The organism is Pseudoalteromonas sp. McH1-42, from assembly GCF_022347845.1.
GTDB lineage: Bacteria > Pseudomonadota > Gammaproteobacteria > Enterobacterales > Alteromonadaceae > Pseudoalteromonas > Pseudoalteromonas rubra_D.
In genome coordinates this window covers 1-19,441 of sequence record NZ_JAKRFU010000004.1, presented here as the reverse complement: position 1 = coordinate 19,441, position 19,441 = coordinate 1, and the positions used below count along the sequence as shown (strand labels likewise).

Below are 19,441 nucleotides of genomic sequence, written 5' to 3'. Positions count from 1 at the left end.
TAACTCCCCCATAAACTGTAACTCACTCCTCATACCCGCGTAGCCCTAATCCGCATATCAACATACCAGTTGTCGCTGCCGTCAAGTTGCTTGCTGCTTTCCCAGACAAAGCCCTTGTCGCTGATCTGGCTGAAGCGAAAGCGTGCGGGTTGTAGCTCGCCGCCAGGCAGGCGCTGTTCAACCTTGAGGTGCACGCCGTCTTTATCCCGATGTGCGGTAAACGGGTTGAGGGTTGCGTTCATTTGTACGGGCAGAAATACCTGATGCCAGCGCTTGTCCTGCAATGAATAGGTTCTGAGTGTTCTGCCTGCGTAAGTTACTTTGCCTTGCGCATCGAGCAGGCTGAAGTCGTCCACCACCATTTTATTATCAAAGGCGTAGTCGGCTTGCCAGCGGCATGGGGCTGAGAATAGCACTTTCCCTTGCGGGCCCAGCTGCTCATACTGGCATTGCCAGTGACCAATCAAAAAAGCATAGTCACTGGCCGCCGCTGGTGCGCCGGGATAGAGCTCGGCACTATAAGAAGCAAAAGAACAAGCACTGAAAAAACACAAAGATAAGAGTCGCATAACGGGCTCACTATTAGAAACAACCAGACTCAGTATGCCGCCAAATATAGTGCCGGCAAAGTGTTGACCGCAATATTCATTAGTAAAAGGGTCGAATTCACCCTGTCCCCCCTTTTACACCCATCAGTATCCAAAAATTCCCCATTGCTGCGCCTCTTCGGGTGTATACAGGTAAAAGTCAGCGTACAACATCTTTTGTATTTCACACAAAAACAGAGTGTTACCTTTTTGATTAAGCCTTATAATAGGAACATCTCAATAAAGGAGCTAACTATATGAGAAAAACACTTATCTTTACACTTTTGGCTTTGGCATCAACTCAGAGCCTTGCTGCGCGTGAAACCATGTCGGGTCATATCGACAGAATGGTTACCTATCCTGATTTTGGCAACGGAAACACCATTGTCGAACTGAGCAATCGGGGTAATACCTGTTACGGGTATTGGATTGAAACGGGATCAAAAGGTCATGATGCCGCCCTCTCTACATTACTGGCGTCATTCTATAGCGAAAAAGCCGTAAGCATCGTCGGGCTGGATGACAGTGCCAGTAAATGGAACGGGTCTCCAGGCCGACACTACTGCAAACTTTACGCGGTCGACGTTAAAAGGTAACCCGCCCTCATTCATAAATCGCAATTAAGCGGAACCGTGTGTCTCAAATAAGGCGCACGGCCTTCGGCAGAAAAAACCGTCACGGAATGAGTAATTCTGCACTTCTATTCACTGTGCAAATACCCTTCAAATCATCTCCCTCTTTCAACATCGCATACTTATTCACTTCGCACAATCCAAACAAAATTCGCCATCAGTCCGAAAAACAGCAGCATAACCGACAGTTCAGCACCTCTAGAATTGGTTAACCCCGGCTATTTAACGCATAAACTTTCACCTTTCCAAGGCAACAAGGTGATTCAACAATAACTAAAAATGCATATTCAATTCAAAATGGTGCATACCAAACCCCGAAAACCAACTAAAAAACCCAAAGAAACCAGAATAACGCAAAAAATTTTTTTACTGCAATTTCATGCACAATTCTGACGAAAAACCCATTGATAGTGAATATTTTTGCAAATATAATAAATAATTATCTCCGTACCTTTTTTGATAATCTTGTTACGAGATTCACTTTATGCTTTCTTAGTTTGCATAAAAACAACAACCAGAACACATCCGGGATGTAAAATAATGCTAAAACCAAAACTCATATCTCTGGCCATAGCTACGGCTTTGCCAGGCTCAATTATGCTCAGTGCAACAGCACAGGCCGATGAAGCAGGTGCCGAAGAGAAGTCTCTGGAAGTTATCCAGATCACTGCCACTCGCCGCAGTGGCTCAGTTCAGGAAGCCCCTTTAAACATCACCGCTCTTGATGCGGATATAATGAAAGATCAAAACATTGGTGAACTGGCCGATGTGGCGCGTTGGGTGCCAGGTCTGACTGTGACCGATCAGGGTGGTCGCTCTGGCTCACCGATCATCGTTCGCGGCCTAAACACCAACTCATCAGGTCCGGATCAGGATGGCGGCACCGTTGCAACCTATGTGAATGAGATCCCCGTTTCACTGGATATGCGCCTGACTGACGTAGAACGCGTAGAGGTATTAATCGGTCCACAAGGTACCTTGTACGGCGCGGGTACCCTAGGCGGCGCTATTCGCTATATGCTTAAAGCGCCAGAGTTAGACATCACCACAGTGCAACTGTATGGCGACTTATTTCAAAACTCAGAGAGTGATTCAGTTGGAGGTGAAGGCGGCTTTATTTTCAACACCCCCATCATCGAAGATGAACTGGCGCTGCGTGCCAGCCTGAACCAGTATGAAGATCCCGGATTTATTGATTACAACTATGTGGTCCGCGAAGGCGGAGCTTCTTTGGCAGATCCCAACTGGAGCAGTCAAAGTGACGTTGATAACAACCTCAAACGCGTAGCCGATGCCAATGGCGAAACCACCACCACCGGCCGTATTTCTGTGCGCTGGAAGCCAAATGACTGGTTCGATGGCACGCTGAACTATTTTTACCAGAAACAAGAAAGTGAGGGCCGCTCGATAGTACATTATCAGGCACTCAACCCGGCAAACGGACTCAATGATCGCATCGGCAAATATGAATCGGCCTATCGCTATGAAGAGCCCAGAGACAAAGAAGATGATCTGCTGAGCCTGGAATTAAAAGCCGATCTGGGATTTGCAGAACTGGTTTCTGCATCGGGCTGGTCCAGCTTTGAAGCCGATGGACAGCGCGACCAGACCGATCTGCTGATCCGCCTCGATTATGGCTATGAAGAATTCCCGTCCTTCTCGGCGTTTACCCGCGAAGTGGAAGAAGAAGACACCTTCACGCAGGAGATCCGGCTGGTGTCGCAGGGCGACTCAGCCTGGAACTGGATTGTGGGTGGCTTCTACAACAAATTCGAAAGTGATGCCAGCAGTAAAGAGTTCACCCCAGGCTTTGGGGAATTTGCCGTAGCTAATTTTGGTGGCGAGCAAACCCGCCCGGACAACCTCGAGTATTTCTCGGTCGACCGCAGTGAAATCACAGAGCAGGCCCTGTTCGGGGAAGTGGGTTATCAGGTCAATGACAAGCTAACCATTACCCTGGGTGCACGATTTTATGAGTATGAAGTGAAGGCAGAGTCCGCCGTTGACTTCCCGCTGGCCAATACGCTATACAGCGGCGCAGGTCCAAGCGACATAACTCTGGACTTTAAGCAAAACAATGCTGAAGACGATGGTAACCTGTTTAAGTTCAACGCCAATTACCAGTTTACAGATTCAGTCATGGCGTATATCACGGCCAGTGAAGGTTTCCGTATTGGTGGTTCTAACGGTCTGGCGCCGTGCCCGGATCCCCTGCCTGACAAACAGATCGGTTGTGGTATGCCCGACGAAATGCTGTACACCGCAGACACCACCACCAACTATGAATTGGGTCTGAAGAGCACTTGGTTAAAGAACCGTCTGCATTTCAACGCGGCCATTTTCAATGTTGACTGGGATGATGCACAAATTGCCGGTGCCACTGTGGTTGGCCAGCTTCCGTATACCTCTAATGCCGGAACAGCCAACGCCAAAGGGGTTGAGATCTCCACACGTGCTATCCTCAGTGACTCTATCAGCACGTATGCAACCTATGCCTACACTAAGGCAGAGTTAACCTCGGATGCACCTTACTTATTTAATGCCGATGGCACCGATGGCGGTCAAGATGGAGACAGACTGCCCGGCTCTCCGGAACATCAGTTCTCATTGGGTATAAATTACGAAACTGAAGTCCTGGGCGATAAAACCCTGGATATCAACTATGGCCTGACGGCACAGAGCGATATCATCTCCAAAGTGGGTCTGCGTGACAGTGGTGAAACCCTCTCGGGTTATGGGATCAGCAACCTGTCTGCCAAGCTAACCGGCGATATGTGGTCCGCCACTTTGTACGTCAACAACCTGTTCAATAAATACGCCTTTACCTCGGTGCGTCGCGATGTACGGGATATTACGACCGCCAACGGCGCTGAGATCCAGCGTAACTATGGCCACTACCTGAACAAACCACTGACAGTCGGCATTAAGTTCGACTATCAGTTCGAACTTTAGTAAATTGAACTCTCCCGCTGAGGCCCATCCATTGTGATGGGCCTTTATATAACAAGTGACAACCCACAATGACGTCTATCCAGCAATTACACAGAAGCGCCATTAGCGCACTCAATCAGGGCCAGCTCGAAACCGCCCATCAATACCTGGTCAAACTGCTTAATGCATCGCCAGACTATGCCGACGGCTACTTTCTGCTCGGTGTGATCAACCTTCAGGTTGGGCAGTTAAAAAAAGCAATCAAATTGCTCGAAAAGGCGCTGGGACTGCATAGCAGCGATGAGTATCGTGCTCAGCTGACTAAATGTTATGCCTTGCAGGGCGAGCTGACACTAGCCAGACAAACCGCAGAGCAGACAAGTCCTGCTGCGTTGACTCGAGCTCTTGATGCTGACACGTTTGGGGTGGCACTGAGCCATGTTGGCCTGCACGATGACGCCCTGGCATTTTTCCGCCAAGCACTCAAGCTCACTCAGAGCAACGCGCAATATTATTATAACTTTGGGGTCAGTGCGAAGTTTGTCGGCTTATTTGATGACGCAGAGCAAGCCTTTGAACAAGCGCTGGCATTAGATAAAGATCACCACAGAGCGCACTTTGCTTTGTCTGACCTGAAAAAAGCCAGCACAGACAACAACCACCTGACACGCTTACAAAGCGCCTTTGCGCGGGCAAACACACCCGAATCTCAGCTCCATCTTGGCCATGCTTTGGCAAAAGAATATCAGGATCTGGGTGAGTTTGATTCAGCATTCTATTCACTTAAACAGGGTAAAACGGCATTACACCGTGCACGTCCCTTTGATCATGCAAACAACGAGGCCTTATTCGAGCGTATTCAGGCACTCAGCACCACCAGCACCGTCGACCCAAAGGCTGGTCACAGCAGCCACGAACCCATCTTTGTACTCGGGATGCCGCGCTCTGGCACCACCCTGGTAGAGAGGATCTTATCCAGTCACAGCGATGTGATGTCAGCCGGGGAACTACAGGATTTTGGGATCAGCGTAAAACGCCTGGCTCAGACCACCAGCCAGACCGTACTCGACCCACTCACACTCGAGCAAGCTTATCAGTGCGACCCACACCAACTCGGACTGACCTATCTGAATGCAACCCGGGTGGTTACCGGCAGCCATGCACACTTTGTCGATAAGCTGCCATTTAACTTTTTCTATGTTGATCTGATCCGCCGGGCGTTACCCAATGCCAAAATCATCTGCCTGATGCGTGACCCGATGGATACCTGCATTGGTAACTTCCGCCAGTTGTTTACTATCAACAACCCGTATTACGCGTATTCGTTAGATCTGATGGATACAGCACGCTTCTACAGCCGATTTTATGAGCTGATGCAGCACTGGAAGCAGCTTCATGGTGAGCAGTTTTATATGATGCAGTACGAATCCCTGGTTGATAATCCTGAGCAGGAAATCGCTAAACTACTGGATTATTGTGATTTGCCCTGGCAGGACAGCTGTATGCATTTTCATCTTAACGATGCGCCTGTGTCAACAGCGAGTAAAGTACAGGTGCGTGAACCGCTTAACCGCCGCGCTATCGGGCGCTGGAAACGCTTTGCGCCACACACAGATGCTGCACAGCAGTATTTGCGTCAGCATGGTGTATTGTCATAAATGGCCTGGCATTGCCAAAGCAAGTACTAGAGGCCAGGCTGACTGAAAGCCCGCCATGAGACTGGCAACAAACGCTGCGCGCCGGAGGAAAAAGACGCGTCCGGTGTGCACAGCGAAATAACGCGTTAGTTATAACGCATTAATATGTTGAGGCTTATTGTGCTTCCTGCTCAAGGCGCAGGAGCAAGGCTTTAATGTCGTCTTTTGCGCCTATGATGTGCTTTTTGAGAAATTCGCAGGCCCCGGCTTTGTCTTTTTCGTGACACAGCTTAAGTAAAGTGCGGTGCTCTTCTGGCGCCGTTTTCAAACCGCCGGCAAGCAAGATATGCATACGAACGTAACGCTCTGAGTTTTTACTGTAAACGTCGACCAGTTCTCGGGTCTGGGGGCGCTCAGCACGGCTGTACAATTTGTTGTGGAATTCGGCGTTTAGTTTACCGGTTGCCAGCTGGGTATCACCTGCATCTGTTGCTTCTTCCAGATCGGCCAAAATGGCTTCAGCTTCCAGCAGGTCGCGTTTGGTGAGATTATCAATAGAGTGGCTCAGTAGCTCTGCTTCCAGTATGGCGCGCAAATCAAAGATCTCATCAATTTGTTCAGCACTCAACCGAGTGACAGTGGCCCCTTTGTGCGCTTCAAAATTTACCAGGCCTTCGGCTTCCAGTTGCAATAGCGCTTCTCTGACCGGGATACGGCTAACGTTCAATTCCTCAGCAAGGGCAGCCTGACGCAATGGTTCACCGGCTTTGATTTCACCACACAGGATTTTTTCTCGGATCGCTTCCGCAACCAGTTGAGTTCGGGTTTTATGTACAATCGCCATAGGGTTAGTTAATTATTATCATTGGGATACATTATACGTGCATTGCCATAAATTGCACGTTGTGAGGGAACAGGTTCACAGTCTATGAAATCATATCATGATCAAATAGGCGGTTGCACATGCCAAGGAACAAGCCTGTGCAACCGCACTCCACGGGGTTACAGAAGTTCTATCTTCTGAGTTTGCTTAACTCTGTACACATAGTGGGCGTAAGAATCGCGTCATGGCCTGTGTCCCGACCGACGTCGAACGCACATCCGTTGATGACGGATAAGGTCCGCCATGATTCATCGAGCCACACACTTCCACACCGGTTGGCATCTGGCCGAAAATGAGGCGACCCACTTTATAGCTCAACTCGTCCAGCAGTGTTTCCTGAACTGCCATTTCCGCTTTGGTAGCGTGCACACTGGCTGTCAGCTGACCTTCTAACTGTTCCACCACACGCAGTAATTGCGCTTCATCACGGTAGCGCACAATCAGGGCACTAGGGCCAAAAACTTCTTCATGCAAACTGGCATCGTGAATGAAATCCTCTGCCTCACAAGCAAATAAATGCGCGTTGGCATGGAACGCCTGGCTCTGCTCACCACTTGCCAGTAAATCAACATGGGCATTGTGTTTCAGCTCAACCATGGCTTTGTTGAAGCTGTCCAGAATACGGGGCGTCAACAAAGTATCTGATGGTGCAGCCTGGATTGCGTTCATCGCGACGGATTCAAACTCAACCTGCCCTTGTGGTATTAGCCATAAACCCGGGCTGGTACAGAACTGACCATTACCCATCAACAGCGACTGCACCAGAGATTTTGCAAGCTCACTCCCCTGCTCCTGTGCATAGTCAGGCAGGATCACCTGCGGGTTTACACTGCCCAGTTCACCGTATAACGGGATCACTTCTTCGCGCTGATGAATGGTGTCCAGCAGCGCTTTCGCTACATTCAAAGACCCCGTGAAACCCACTGCTTTCACATCTGCTGCACCCACCAGCTGGTGAGATAAGGCATAATCCGTGCCCTGGATCATCGAAAACACTCCATCAGGCATTTGGCAGTGACGGATCGCCTGTTCGATCGCCCGTGTCATCAACTCACTGGTACCTGGATGTGCAGTGTGGCTTTTCACAATAACAGGGCAGCCTGAAGCCAGCGCTGCTGCGGTGTCTCCCCCTAAGGTAGAAAAAGCATAAGGGAAATTAGATGCGCCAAATACAGCCACCACACCAACGGGCAAGTAACGTAGTTCGGTTGCAGGCTTAGGCAAAGGCGCACGATCCGGATCAGGAGCATCCTGACGTGTCAGTGCCAATGGCGCAAGATCCGCTTCCAGTGCAGCTGCGAAAGCATTCAACTGATTTACCGTGCGCATTCGCTCACCTTCAAGACGCGCTCTTGGCAGTCCGGTTTCCAGCATGGTGGTTTCGATCAGGCCATCACCCAGCGCCAGGATTTCTTCTCCAATTTTGCGCAAAAAAGCCGCACGCTGCGAATAAGACACACGTCGGTAAGTCTTAAATGCACGTTGCGCGGCCAAAATACCGGCATCCAGGTCGCCGGCCTCTGCATTGAAAAAGGGCTGATGATGTCTCTCATTGGTTTGCGGGCAAAACGCAAAAAATTGCCCATTGTCTGCGTTACCGCGCCATTGCCCGGCAATAAAACTCTGTCCTGTCAAAGTCATGGCTGTCTCCTTAAGACAAATAAGATGATGAGGCAAGTTGACTGCCTCACTTTGTTAAAGCACCTGAAACCCAAACGCGTACGGGTCGTCGTCATCTACAGTGATACAGTTATGGCCCGTAATACGGGCCCAACCTTGTATGCTGGGTAATATGGCACTGTGACCAGCTATTTCTGTCGTGCCTTCAATCCGGCCAATAAATTGGCTGCCGATGTAGCTTTCATGGACAAAATCCTCGCCACTTTGCAATGCGCCTTTCGCAAACAACTGCGCCATCCGTGCGCTGGTACCCGTTCCACAGGGTGAGCGGTCTATTGCTTTGTCACCATAGAACACCGCATTGGCGGCGCTGGAGTCGGCCTGTTTGGGGTCGCCGGTCCAAAGTACGTGAGACGCGCCACATACAGTCGGGTCTAAAGGGTGTACGCAAGCAAGCTGTGCATTGACGGCATCACGTACTTTAGGACTCATTGCCAATAACTCAGCTGCGCTCGTAGCATGTGTGCCTTTAAAATTCCTCTGAGGCTCAACAATAATGTAAAAGTTTCCCCCATAGGCAATATCGACCTGCAGCTCCCCAATACCGGGGACTGAGATCACCTCATTCCGATGTGCCAGAAATGCGGGAACATTAAATAGCTTGACCCATTCCACCCGGCCATCGCGCATTGAATAATAAGCATCCACGCGACCCGCAGGCGTATCGAGCCGCAGCCGCCCCGGCTCTTTTGGTGTCACCAGGCCTTGTTGTAGCGCAAAGGTCACTGTGCCTATGGTGCCGTGACCACACATGGGTAAACAGCCAGATGTTTCAATGAACAAAATAGCCACATCACCATCTTCAGTGGTAGGTGGATACAAGAATGACCCGGACATCATGTCGTGGCCACGCGGCTCAAACATCAGCGCACGGCGCACCCAGTCAAACTCAGCCAGAAAGTGCTGACGCTTGTCGCTCATAGTCGCGCCCTCAAGCTGCGGATGTCCACTGGTTACCAGTCGTACCGGGTTGCCACAGGTGTGCCCGTCAATGCAGAAAAATGTTCCCTTATTCATAGGCTTAATCCAGATTAAACTTGCTTAAATCAATCCGGTTTGTGAGCGCTTCATCGTACAAACGGCGCACATAAGTTTTCTCTTCCTCTGTCAGTGGCAAACGCGGTGAACGTGTTACTTCGCTGCCGCGACCAGCCAACTGTTCTGCATACTTGATGCACTGTACCAGAGTTGGGATCGTATCCAGGCGCAACAAAGGCAAGAACCAGCGCCACAGCTCTCGGGCTTCTTCGTAACGACCTTGCTGGGCCAGCTTATAAATCGCGACAGACTCACGCGGGAATACATTTGTCAGACCTGAGATCCAGCCTGTCGCACCCAGCATCAAGCTTTCAAGCGCAATGTCATCCACACCACCGAACACCACGTAACGGTCGCCAAAGGCAGAAAATAATTCACTGATCCGGCGCGTGTCTTCAGTCGCTTCTTTCACTGAAACAATGTTGGCTTCCTCTGCCAGCACTTTCATGCCTTCGATAGATACATCCACGCCATAGGTCACCGGGTTGTTATAAATCATGACAGGCAGGTTTGTGTTGCGAGCAACCTGCTGATAGTGATGAATAGCCTCACGCTCTGTCGAACGGTAGACCATACCAGGCAGCACCATATAACCATCGACCCCGATTTCCTCTGCATCACGCACAAACTCAACGGCCAGTGCGGTTGTGGTTTCGGCCACACCAGAAATCACAGGGACTCGCCCGCCAACCACTTCTTTTGCTGCACGCAATACTTCACGCTTTTCTTCAGCACGTAGTGAACAGTTTTCACCGACTGTTCCCAGCACGATGATGCCATGCACACCCTCTTCAATCAGGGTGTTGATCATGGTTTTGGTGGTTTCAAAGTTAATGCTTTCGTCGTCATTAAACTGGGTCGTTACTGCGGGATAAACACCCTGCCAATCTACTTTCATGATAAGTCCTCTACTTAGTTTGTGCTTGCCATCATAGGTATATTGTATACAATAATCAATATCCAAATTTAAGAAAATGATCAGAATGTCAAAAATCGGGGCAATAAAATTAGTAAACCAATGAAATTTATAGGGTTAATTTTTTTATATGCTTCGCGGGGGCATCTGGTAGGTAAAATGCAATCTGACAAACGAGAATAAAAATGACACATTCACTTCAAATTGCAGTTGTGGGAGCCGGAGTCGTTGGCCTGTGTAACGCCTTGCAACTGGCCCGTCAGGGACACAGCGTCACGCTTTACGACCCGGCAGGTATTGGCGAGCAGTGTTCGCGAGGTAATGCCGGCCATTTCGCAACAGAGCAAGTATTTCCGCTGGCAGACAAAGCCCTGCTGCCCCGCTTACCCATAATGCTGCTGGATAGGCTCAGTCCGTTACGAATAGATCATAAATACCTGATTAAAGCATTTCCCTGGTTTAGCCGCTTTTGCCTCAATATGTTACCGAGCCGGTTTAAACGCCATACTCGGGCACTGCGCGCTCTGAACGAAGCCGCCCTGCCCGCATTTAAGCAACTCTTGCAAGAGGATTTCGAAAACAACATCAGCATGCGTGGCAGCTTGCTGACCTTTGAACATGATAAGATTGAGCAGATCCGCGCTTTGCAGAAGAAATACCAACAACAAGGCGTTGCCGTTGAGCTTTTGGATCGCACACAACTTTTTGCCCTTGAACCCGGCCTGGATCAGCGTATTCAGTACGCACTCTATTTTACTCAAGCTGGCCACACACCGGACCCTTACCAGCTGAGCCAGGCCCTGTTCCAACAGTTTACCGCGCTTGGTGGCACCTTTGTTAAAGCCAAAGTTGAAAAGATAGCGCCACTTAATACGGATACAAAACAGGCTCAGCTTGCAAAGATAAAAGTAACCACGCAATCACATGGCTGCCATACCTTTGAACGGCTTGTAGTGGCAACCGGGGCATGGAGTAAAACACTGTGTGCACAGTTGGGCTACAAGCTTCCTATCGAAGCAGAGCGGGGCTATCACAATATGCTACCCGTCACCAGCAATCTCAGCCGCCCGGTTGCCTCGGCGGACAGACAATTTATTATGACACCCATGCAAGGAGGTCTGCGCCTCGCAGGCACGGTGGAGTTTGCCGGGCTGGACACCCAACCCAACTATGAGCGCGCGGATATGTTACTGACACATGCCCGGGCTTTGCTTGAAGGCAGCGACACTTTAGAGCAAGGCGAACATTGGATGGGTCCCAGACCTTCACTCCCTGATTCCTTACCTGTTATAGGACAGGCGCCGGATCATCCAAACATCTATTTTGCACTGGGACACCAGCACCTGGGTCTTACTCAGGCCGCAATCACCAGTGAGCTCATCGCACAATGCATTGCAAACCAACCCACAACGCTGGATATTGGCCCGTACAGTATTGCGCGTTTTCAATAACGAATAACAAACAGGAATCACTATGAAAGGCATAGGTTACCAAAATCGTGAAGCGGCACTGGCTGCACTGACAGACATGACCCGGGACGTAGCTGCAATTGAACCAGAAGAATACCAGCAACGTATTTCAACAGCACAAGCCTACATGCGCGAGCATAAGATTGCCGCAATCTATCTTAATGCGGGTACTAACCTGAAGTACTTTACTGGCTTGCAGTGGTACCCAAGCGAGCGTATGGTCGGGGCTGTTTTACCAGCACAAGGCGACGTCCAGTTCATTGTGCCCTTTTTCGAAGTTGGCTCAATCAAAGACTATCAGGTCATTGAAGGTCCCATGCATACCTGGCAGGAAGAACAGTCGCCTTACAGTTTGCTCGTCAAGGTGCTGAACGACCTGAACGTAGCACCTGATGCCACACTTGGTATTGATGAAAGCGCGGCCTTTTTTATTGCCGATGGTATACGCCAGGCTGGGCCTGCACTTAATCTGATCAATGCCAAATGTGTCACAGCACATTGTCGTATGCATAAATCTGCTAGTGAACTTGCCCTGATCCAGCGGGCCATGGACATGACACTGGCTGTGCACAAAGCGGCAGCCTCCATACTTCACGAAGGGATCACCACAACAGAAGTAGAAGCCTTCATTGACGAAGCGCACCGTAAAGTAGGCGCCACAGGCAACTATTTTTGTATTGTGCTGTTTGGCACAGCCACCTCCTTCCCTCACGGTGTGAAAGATCCGCAAACACTGAAACAAGGTGATGTCGTTTTGATAGATACCGGTTGTAAGCTACATGGTTATCTGAGTGATATTACCCGAACCTATGTATTCGGTGAGCCAACAGCGCATCAACGCACCATGTGGCAACACGAAAAAAATGCCCAGCTCGCCGCATTCGAAGCTGCGCAAATTGGTACTCCGTGTGGCGATGTCGATTTTGCAGCCCGCAGCTATCTGGCCGAACAAGGACTGGGGCCAGATTATCAACTACCTGGCTGCCCACACCGCACCGGACACGGGATTGGACTGGATATTCATGAGTGGCCTTACCTGGTAAAAGACAATCCGCAGCCACTGGCAGCCGGTATGTGCTTTTCTAATGAACCCATGCTGGTCCTACCGGGTGAGTTTGGCATCCGACTGGAGGATCATTTTTATATGACATCAAACGGGCCAAAGTGGTTTACCCAACCAGCGCTGTCTATTGATGATCCGTTTGGGTTAGATAACTAGTTAACTTCAGGCGCCGTGCAAAAGGCGGCGCCATGATAATCCAACCTATTTCACGCAACAGACATCACTCTACTAACCACATATCCACATCTTTCGCCTTTGAGCAATTAAACACATGGGAAACCTTCTTCCCAATCACTTTAAAAACAGACCAAACCCAATCAAAAATACAGACTCAAAAAACACTATACATCTGTATTTATTACATAAATTTTTATTTAGTAAAAACGTTTGACCAATTAAATTCAATGCGCTTAAATACTGTGGGCGGCGCATACAATCAACCCACAAAAAGACACTGCCCACGACTATGAAATACCCATATCAACAAGGAATAATTATGAAATTAAAGGTTAAAAAGACCCAATTAAAACGTTTATCAGACAAGCACGCTGGATTGGCAAAAAACGCCACACCTCAGGTTGCTGGCGGTCAGCAAGCTGCGTCTATTTCTGCAGGCGTATTATGTGTGGTTACGTCGCTGGTGAACTGCTCGCAGGAATGTTCAAAACTACTTTGCTCGCAGGATCACTGCAAGCTTTAATTCAGCCTACTCGGCCAAACCTCTGAGCAAAATGCTCAGAGGTTTCATGGTGTCCGGATTAAAAATAATAGCCTAGGTTGACGTTAAAACGGCGCTCAAAGTCGTCACTGTCGCCCACAAGCGTGCCACCAACAAAAGGCTGATTTTGAGCGTGCACCAAATCGATATAGGCAAAAATAGGACCTGCAGCGACGGACACGCCGGTAATATTCATCCAGGTGTTAGCACTGCCATCGGACTTATCGTGCATCAAACCAAAATCATTATACAGAGTCAGATCTTCGATGGGCCCCAATGCCACCGACAAATCGTAAGACACGCCCAAAGTGGTTGAGGAAGCTTTTGCCGCTATGGTGTCATACATGGCATTTGCCGCCACAACCATTTGCGTTGACTCATCAACCTGATAATCATATTCAGTATGTTGAATGTGGAAATACCATTGCTCATACCGATTGGACGCATGCACTGCCCAGGCCTGATAGTCGCCAGCACGGGAAATACCATTATCCAGACCACCATGCAGCGCAGACACGCCAATCTGGGTTTGCCCAAGCGCATGCTCAAACTGATATGCATAGCGACCTACCAGTGTATTGTACTCAGCCAGTTTTTGACCAGGCGCATCATAGACCCCTTCACCCGCTCCGCGCAGGCCAACGAGATCTACTGAATAGCGGTCTTGACGATCTTCTGCCGACCCGTCAATCCCCCCATGGTCATCATTCTTGAAAAACGCCAGATCAAGCTGCCAGTTGTCCTGCATAGCGCGCTTAAACACCAGACCTAAGTCATAGTCCTCTTCCAGACCCACAAAGTAATTTGGCGTCATAAAATAACTGTGTGACGCAACCGGTGTATTGCCAAACGGGACCGGCGCTAAGCCCAACTGAGCCTGCCACTGTGGCGTGATGTCATAGTCCAGGTAAGCGAACTTAACGACGCGCATATAGTCATGGAAACGCACCTCAGCATTAATCCCAACTTCTGCGACTTCTCCGGATAAATTAATACGAACCAAATCAAAATCTATGTCACCGCCGCGGCGTTCACTGTCCTGATCATAAGAATTCATACCATAGTTAAAACGAATTGCTCCGCCGACCTGAACACCTTTTTCAGGTGCTTCTGTGCGTGTAATGGCACTGTCAGATTGTGCCTCAAGCTGAGCCACTTTTTGTTCCAGGTGAGTCAGCTCATGTTTGAGTCTATCCAGTTCAGTGGTGTTGGCGAAAACAGGTGAAGAGCCAATCAGTAAGGCGCTCGAAAGCAAAGCAGTATGTCGACGACTAAATGACATAGATACACATTCCAGGGGAAATCTAAAAAATTCGCGCAAGCCTATATGACAACGCTGACACGTTCAAATTAAAGAAATTCGTAAGAATGTAAGGCATGTTAAAGACTTCGGAATTCGCGTTTCCGTTTGTAAAAGTTGTAGTGAAAATGCAGTCAGGCTGTTTTTATACAAACGCAAACAAAGACACAGAGGAAAAACAAATAAACATAATAATCATAAAGTTATATAAGTACAAATTCTAACTTTTACAGGTAAAGTTAAAGAAAAGTTAGGAATGGTGGGGCCATGGACAGCTCTAGCGAACATTTCTACTTAATTGATTTAAGTGAGCAAAATTCCTCCATACTCCTAGCTCAAACGGACACCTGTCACTTACCGCACCTGCCGACATTTTTTACCAAAACACGCTAATCTGTGAGTATCTTTCTGTGGACTTAAGTTGAACAAGCATGAAGAAAACACTAAACAAGATTGCGTTAAGCTTATTATTTATCTCTGCTCAAAGCGTTCAGGCTGTGGAGCCGCAAACCATTGAGCTGGCAAAGAGCGCGGACAACTATCAGCTGGAGTTGGTAGCCAGAGGCATTCAGATCCCCTGGGGGATGGTCTGGCTAAATGACAAAGAACTGCTGGTTACCGACAGATCAGGTCAGCTCCGCCTGATCAAAGAAGGAAAACTAATCGACAAGCCCATTGAAGGCGTCCCTGAGGTACATGCTGAGCGTCAGGGCGGCCTGCTGGATATCGAGATCGATCCAAACTACGATAAAAATGGCTGGATCTACTTTTCTTATTCGGGCTTTGAAGGCAAAGAAAAAGGCAGTAACACTTCTATCATGCGTGCCCGACTGAAAGACATGAAACTGGTCGACAAGCAATTAATATTTGATGGCTCCCCAAATACCGAACGTGCGTTCCATTTTGGTTCTCGTATTGAATTCGATAAAGACGGCTACCTGTATTTCTCAATCGGCGACCGGGGTAATCGGGACGTGCATCCCCAACGTTTGGATCATGATGCAGGCAAAATACACCGGATTAATGCTGATGGCACCATCCCGGAATCAAACCCATTTGCAAAACAAAAAGATGCACGGAAAAGTGTTTACTCATTTGGCCACAGAAACCCACAGGGCATGGCTATGCACCCTGAAACCGGCGAGATTTGGACACATGAACATGGCCCCCGCGGCGGTGATGAAATAAACATTATCAAGCCAGGACGCAATTACGGTTGGCCCGTCATCACCTATGGGATCAACTATAATGGTACCAAGATCACCGATGAGACCTCTCGCACCGGTATGCAGCAACCCGACTGGGTTTGGGTACCTTCAATCGCCCCCTCGGGAATGGAGTTCATTACCAGTGATAAATACCCTCACTGGCAAGGTCACCTGGTTGTGGGTGCAATGAAGTTTGCTCACCTGGTATTAGTTGAGCTCGATGGCAATAAGGTGATTGGTCACAGTAAACTCTTTGAAGGTGCCGGACGCGTTCGTAGTATTGCCACGCATCCGAACGGTGATCTCTACCTGGGTATAGATGGCAGCGGGATCTTTAAAGTGGTACCCAAAACCAAATAGTCAGTAATACCATCTTCCCGGCCACCGGAGCCGGGAAGAACTCGCAATGTCAGCTCAAGAAACCGATTAAATATTAGATGACAATTTAGTATATCAAAGCAATGTGGTTAATTCAGAATACCTTTGCTAACTTGCTTTGTTGGGGGAATGACCCATTGCTTCCAATAAACATTATAACCCTCACTTTTCAACTAAATCCTTCAGTAAAATTTTCAACTCCAATTTGTCAGGTCTTGCTGACTTCGAAAGTGCGCAATTAAAAAGCATACTTCGCAACTGTGTCTACAAGAGTAATATACCCGGCAGTCATTGCGATCAGGTCACTAAACTTTCACCTTACCACGACTATTTCATTAATCGTTTTATAATTTTAATAAATAAAGGTTACAATACGGTTTTGCAATAAATAATATAAAGTCTCGTTCGATGTCTATCAAAGTCAAAGTCGCTACTACACCGGTTGAGCTTAATCATGTATACCAGCTCAGGTATCGGGTCTACGTGGAGGAATACGCCTACATGCAGGCTAATCCACAACAAATCATCATGGATATGTTTGATGGTATGCCTGATAGTTATAATATTATTGCCTATGATGGTGAGATACCGGTTGGCACAATACGTGTGGTTATCGATGGCGCGCTGCGGCTGCCAGCAGATCAAATGTACGACTTTAACCAATACCGGATGCAACTGATTGAACAAGCTCAGTCACAAGGCTTACCCCACCCCTTACTGGCTAATTCTGGTATGTTTGCGATTGATGCCAGATGGAGAAATCGTCGCGATTTATTTCGAGCTCTGTTCAAGCTGAGCTGTGATATCGGCGAAGTAAAAGGCGTCACAGATATAATCACGACGGCGAATATAGAAACGCTGGCACTTTACAAACGCATGGGCCTGAAAGCCCTGGGGGCGCAAATTCGTCATGAGCATATTTCGGTTTCTATGGTGCCTATGCACTGCACCATGGAACAGATCACCCAATGGGCATTTGGTGGTGCAAGAACACACTCAAAACTAACGGAATTATTCTCACAGTGCTATGAGTACTTACTGGTCAGCGCTGGCACACCTATTTTTAATGCTGCTGATGAAAATGCGAATGAAGCTTACCTTATTAGCAGTGGCGCCATCAGCATCGCTATGGATACAACAACCGAACAACAGAGCTTTGACCTTGCCACCTTAACGGCCGGAGAGCTATTTGGTGAATCGTGTTTGTTCGATGAACAGGCACGCACAGTCAACGCTACAGCCATCGTAAACACAGATCTGTTGGTACTAAAGAAACAAGACTTCTGGCACCAGGTGAATCAAGATCAGAGCTATATGAAAGTGGTTCTCCAAGTGATGGAGCAAAAACTTCGAGATGTCGGCCGCAGAGCGCTCATTTATGCACATGCCTCGCACGAAGAAAGATTAGCGTTTTTTCTGGAGCAACTGGCAAAAACCGCACAACCTATGCTGCGAAAGCCGCATCAACGTGTTGTCAGAATGGGTGGGCATGCGTTTTCCGTCATCTCGGGGATTAAGCGTGATGAAAGCCAGGCATTTTTGGAACGCCAGGCTCAGGCAGGCTGTATCGGCTTAACAGAAAACAGCATTGTTTTTTATAGTGAGGCCAGATAATGAAAGACAATGAAGCCAGCTCTACCGCTTTTACCGTCGCTCAGGGCCTTTTATTTGCCGCTAAAAACTCTCCACACGGAAACTTAGTCGACGAGAACGTGATTTCCGTATCACGCCAGATACTGCAAGGCAGCCAGCATGGCCGCCACAGACTCAAACAACTCGATAGTTGGTGGTTTTGCAAACTGTCAAAATTAAAGGAGCGCCTGTTGCTACCGGGTATTTCTCTGCACTATGTTCTGCGCAAGCGGCATATTGAGCAACTAACGCTGAATGCTATCTCAAATGGCGTCACTCAAGTTGTGGTGTTAGGCGCAGGGTTTGACTCGCTATGTTGGCGTCTTCAGAAAGCCTACCCTGAAGTTAACTTTATTGAAATTGATCACCCTTCCACTCAAGCTCTCAAGGTCAAAGCATTTAAAAAGGGAATTGCTCAGAGCCAGAATATCCATTTTTTAGCTGTGGATTTTGCTCAACAAAAGTTAAATACCGCACTCGCTGAATTTAGCGCATTTAACCGAGAACGCTTAACGCTGTTTATCTGCGAGGGGGTTTTAATGTATTTAAGCGAACAGGATGTCAATCTACTTTTTGATTCGATCCGAATATTATCTGGCAAGGACACTCAATTTATTTTTTCCACCCTGGAACCCCAGGAGAGCCTTAAAAACACGATACCTAAATTACTGTATCGCCATTTGGAAAAGCTGGGAGAGCCAATCGTGTGGGATATAGACAGCAGCCAAATGCCAACCTATTTACAGTCACATGGATGTACGCTCCACTCGGTTGCTGGTAGCCCGGAGTTAGTTGCACAGCAACTCACTGGCGGACTAAAACAAAAAATACATCAGGGTGAATACTTTGTCCATTGCACCTTCCAGTGAGCACACGCTTTCTAGCATGATGAACCTCGATATGATTGTCAGGGTGAATTGCGACCGAAGCACCGCTTCGCAGCGCAATGAACGCGAGGCATGGACGCCGAGCCGGGAGCCCTCCACAGGGAAGTGTCCCCAAAGGTTGCTAAGTACTGCATGCACCATCCAACCCAGCTTCATGGATGAATAGACAACACCGCTCTGTCTACAACTTTTTTAAATCGCACATAGCAAAAAACCCGCTGCATTACTGCAACGGGTTTCTTTAATTATGCCCTGGCGATGTCCTACTTTCACATGGGAAACCCCACACTATCATCGGCGCTATTTCGTTTCACTACTGAGTTCGGCATGGGGTCAGGTGGTCCCAAAATGCTATGTTCACCAGGAAATTCTGTGTGCAAGATGTTTATCAACATCTCACTAAAATCTGGAAAAGCGTATTAAATTCTTTCGTCTACTTTATTTCTTAACTTCTAACAAACAAAACCACTTTGGCGTTGTAT

General features: G+C 48.4%; 15 protein-coding genes and 1 rRNA gene. 9 read left to right on the top strand and 7 right to left on the bottom strand.

Annotated elements, in window-relative coordinates; genetic code table 11:
• Positions 1–29: 29 nt before the first annotated feature.
• Complete coding sequence (locus MHN31_RS04470) at positions 30–569, bottom strand: hypothetical protein (protein ID WP_239443558.1); 540 nt, start codon at positions 567–569, stop codon at positions 30–32.
• 275 nt (positions 570–844) lie between these two features.
• Here MHN31_RS04470 and MHN31_RS04465 point away from each other — a divergent pair, with 275 nt between their 5' ends.
• The 3 genes from MHN31_RS04465 to MHN31_RS04455 all read left to right on the top strand — a co-directional run bounded on the left by MHN31_RS04465 (position 845) and on the right by MHN31_RS04455 (position 5,808).
• Complete coding sequence (locus tag MHN31_RS04465; protein ID WP_125561535.1) at positions 845–1,183, top strand: hypothetical protein; 339 nt, start codon at positions 845–847, stop codon at positions 1,181–1,183.
• 576 nt (positions 1,184–1,759) lie between these two features.
• Positions 1,760–4,171, top strand: coding sequence for a TonB-dependent receptor (locus MHN31_RS04460; protein WP_239443557.1), 2,412 nt, complete (start codon positions 1,760–1,762; stop codon positions 4,169–4,171).
• Between the two features lie 68 nt (positions 4,172–4,239).
• Positions 4,240–5,808, top strand: coding sequence for a sulfotransferase (locus tag MHN31_RS04455; RefSeq protein ID WP_239443556.1), 1,569 nt, complete (start codon positions 4,240–4,242; stop codon positions 5,806–5,808).
• Between the two features lie 154 nt (positions 5,809–5,962).
• Here the strand turns inward: MHN31_RS04455 and MHN31_RS04450 are convergent, their stop codons facing one another.
• The 4 genes from MHN31_RS04450 to MHN31_RS04435 all read right to left on the bottom strand — a co-directional run bounded on the left by MHN31_RS04450 (position 5,963) and on the right by MHN31_RS04435 (position 10,286).
• On the bottom strand, positions 5,963–6,631 hold the full coding sequence (locus MHN31_RS04450; protein WP_125561541.1) for a GntR family transcriptional regulator: 669 nt from the start codon (positions 6,629–6,631) through the stop codon (positions 5,963–5,965).
• Positions 6,632–6,817: 186 nt separating this feature from the next.
• A complete protein-coding gene (locus tag MHN31_RS04445; protein WP_239443555.1) occupies positions 6,818–8,311 on the bottom strand; it encodes an aldehyde dehydrogenase (NADP(+)) in 1,494 nt (497 codons plus the stop codon).
• 54 nt (positions 8,312–8,365) lie between these two features.
• Positions 8,366–9,367 (bottom strand): 4-hydroxyproline epimerase, encoded by a 1,002-nt coding sequence (locus MHN31_RS04440; RefSeq protein WP_125561545.1) that lies wholly within the window; start codon positions 9,365–9,367, stop codon positions 8,366–8,368.
• 4 nt (positions 9,368–9,371) lie between these two features.
• A complete protein-coding gene (locus tag MHN31_RS04435; RefSeq protein ID WP_239443554.1) occupies positions 9,372–10,286 on the bottom strand; it encodes a dihydrodipicolinate synthase family protein in 915 nt (304 codons plus the stop codon).
• 203 nt (positions 10,287–10,489) lie between these two features.
• Between MHN31_RS04435 and MHN31_RS04430 the strand changes: the two genes are divergently transcribed.
• The 3 genes from MHN31_RS04430 to MHN31_RS04420 all read left to right on the top strand — a co-directional run bounded on the left by MHN31_RS04430 (position 10,490) and on the right by MHN31_RS04420 (position 13,536).
• Entirely contained in the window at positions 10,490–11,755 is a 1,266-nt protein-coding gene (locus tag MHN31_RS04430) for an FAD-binding oxidoreductase (protein WP_239443553.1), read from the top strand.
• Positions 11,756–11,777: 22 nt separating this feature from the next.
• Positions 11,778–12,992 (top strand): Xaa-Pro peptidase family protein, encoded by a 1,215-nt coding sequence (locus MHN31_RS04425; RefSeq protein ID WP_125561552.1) that lies wholly within the window; start codon positions 11,778–11,780, stop codon positions 12,990–12,992.
• Between the two features lie 340 nt (positions 12,993–13,332).
• Positions 13,333–13,536, top strand: a complete 204-nt coding sequence (locus tag MHN31_RS04420; RefSeq protein ID WP_125561554.1) for a hypothetical protein — start codon at positions 13,333–13,335, stop codon at positions 13,534–13,536.
• Positions 13,537–13,594: 58 nt separating this feature from the next.
• Here MHN31_RS04420 and MHN31_RS04415 read toward each other — a convergent pair whose 3' ends face one another.
• On the bottom strand, positions 13,595–14,836 hold the full coding sequence (locus MHN31_RS04415) for a carbohydrate porin (protein WP_239443552.1): 1,242 nt from the start codon (positions 14,834–14,836) through the stop codon (positions 13,595–13,597).
• A gap of 449 nt (positions 14,837–15,285) precedes the next feature.
• Here MHN31_RS04415 and MHN31_RS04410 point away from each other — a divergent pair, with 449 nt between their 5' ends.
• The 3 genes from MHN31_RS04410 to MHN31_RS04400 all read left to right on the top strand — a co-directional run bounded on the left by MHN31_RS04410 (position 15,286) and on the right by MHN31_RS04400 (position 18,941).
• A complete protein-coding gene (locus MHN31_RS04410) occupies positions 15,286–16,422 on the top strand; it encodes a PQQ-dependent sugar dehydrogenase (RefSeq protein ID WP_239443551.1) in 1,137 nt (378 codons plus the stop codon).
• Positions 16,423–16,848: 426 nt separating this feature from the next.
• On the top strand, positions 16,849–18,054 hold the full coding sequence (locus MHN31_RS04405; protein ID WP_138538772.1) for a cyclic nucleotide-binding domain-containing protein: 1,206 nt from the start codon (positions 16,849–16,851) through the stop codon (positions 18,052–18,054).
• The gene (locus MHN31_RS04400) at positions 18,054–18,941 is read left to right on the top strand and encodes an SAM-dependent methyltransferase (RefSeq protein WP_239443550.1); all 888 of its coding nucleotides are present in this window, start codon (positions 18,054–18,056) and stop codon (positions 18,939–18,941) included. The genes MHN31_RS04405 and MHN31_RS04400 overlap by 1 nt, the downstream gene beginning before the upstream one ends.
• Positions 18,942–19,209: 268 nt before the next feature.
• On the opposite strand, the gene rrf is transcribed toward MHN31_RS04400, so the two are convergent.
• Positions 19,210–19,324 (bottom strand): 5S ribosomal RNA (rrf, locus tag MHN31_RS04395).
• Between the last annotated feature and the right edge of the window lie 117 nt (positions 19,325–19,441).

Excerpts from the sequence above, each read along its gene's own strand:
- MHN31_RS04430 (WP_239443553.1), top strand. The coding sequence starts at position 10,490 with ATGACACATTCACTTCAAATTGCAGTTGTGGGAGCCGGAGTCGTTGGC.
- MHN31_RS04425 (WP_125561552.1), top strand. The coding sequence starts at position 11,778 with ATGAAAGGCATAGGTTACCAAAATCGTGAAGCGGCACTGGCTGCACTG.
- MHN31_RS04470 (WP_239443558.1), bottom strand. The coding sequence starts at position 569 with ATGCGACTCTTATCTTTGTGTTTTTTCAGTGCTTGTTCTTTTGCTTCT.
- MHN31_RS04415 (WP_239443552.1), bottom strand. The coding sequence starts at position 14,836 with ATGTCATTTAGTCGTCGACATACTGCTTTGCTTTCGAGCGCCTTACTG.
- MHN31_RS04405 (WP_138538772.1), top strand. The coding sequence starts at position 16,849 with ATGTCTATCAAAGTCAAAGTCGCTACTACACCGGTTGAGCTTAATCAT.
- MHN31_RS04445 (WP_239443555.1), bottom strand. The coding sequence starts at position 8,311 with ATGACTTTGACAGGACAGAGTTTTATTGCCGGGCAATGGCGCGGTAAC.
- MHN31_RS04465 (WP_125561535.1), top strand. The coding sequence starts at position 845 with ATGAGAAAAACACTTATCTTTACACTTTTGGCTTTGGCATCAACTCAG.
- MHN31_RS04420 (WP_125561554.1), top strand. The coding sequence starts at position 13,333 with ATGAAATTAAAGGTTAAAAAGACCCAATTAAAACGTTTATCAGACAAG.
- MHN31_RS04435 (WP_239443554.1), bottom strand. The coding sequence starts at position 10,286 with ATGAAAGTAGATTGGCAGGGTGTTTATCCCGCAGTAACGACCCAGTTT.
- MHN31_RS04455 (WP_239443556.1), top strand. The coding sequence starts at position 4,240 with ATGACGTCTATCCAGCAATTACACAGAAGCGCCATTAGCGCACTCAAT.
- MHN31_RS04440 (WP_125561545.1), bottom strand. The coding sequence starts at position 9,367 with ATGAATAAGGGAACATTTTTCTGCATTGACGGGCACACCTGTGGCAAC.
- MHN31_RS04410 (WP_239443551.1), top strand. The coding sequence starts at position 15,286 with ATGAAGAAAACACTAAACAAGATTGCGTTAAGCTTATTATTTATCTCT.
- MHN31_RS04450 (WP_125561541.1), bottom strand. The coding sequence starts at position 6,631 with ATGGCGATTGTACATAAAACCCGAACTCAACTGGTTGCGGAAGCGATC.
- MHN31_RS04400 (WP_239443550.1), top strand. The coding sequence starts at position 18,054 with ATGAAAGACAATGAAGCCAGCTCTACCGCTTTTACCGTCGCTCAGGGC.
- MHN31_RS04460 (WP_239443557.1), top strand. The coding sequence starts at position 1,760 with ATGCTAAAACCAAAACTCATATCTCTGGCCATAGCTACGGCTTTGCCA.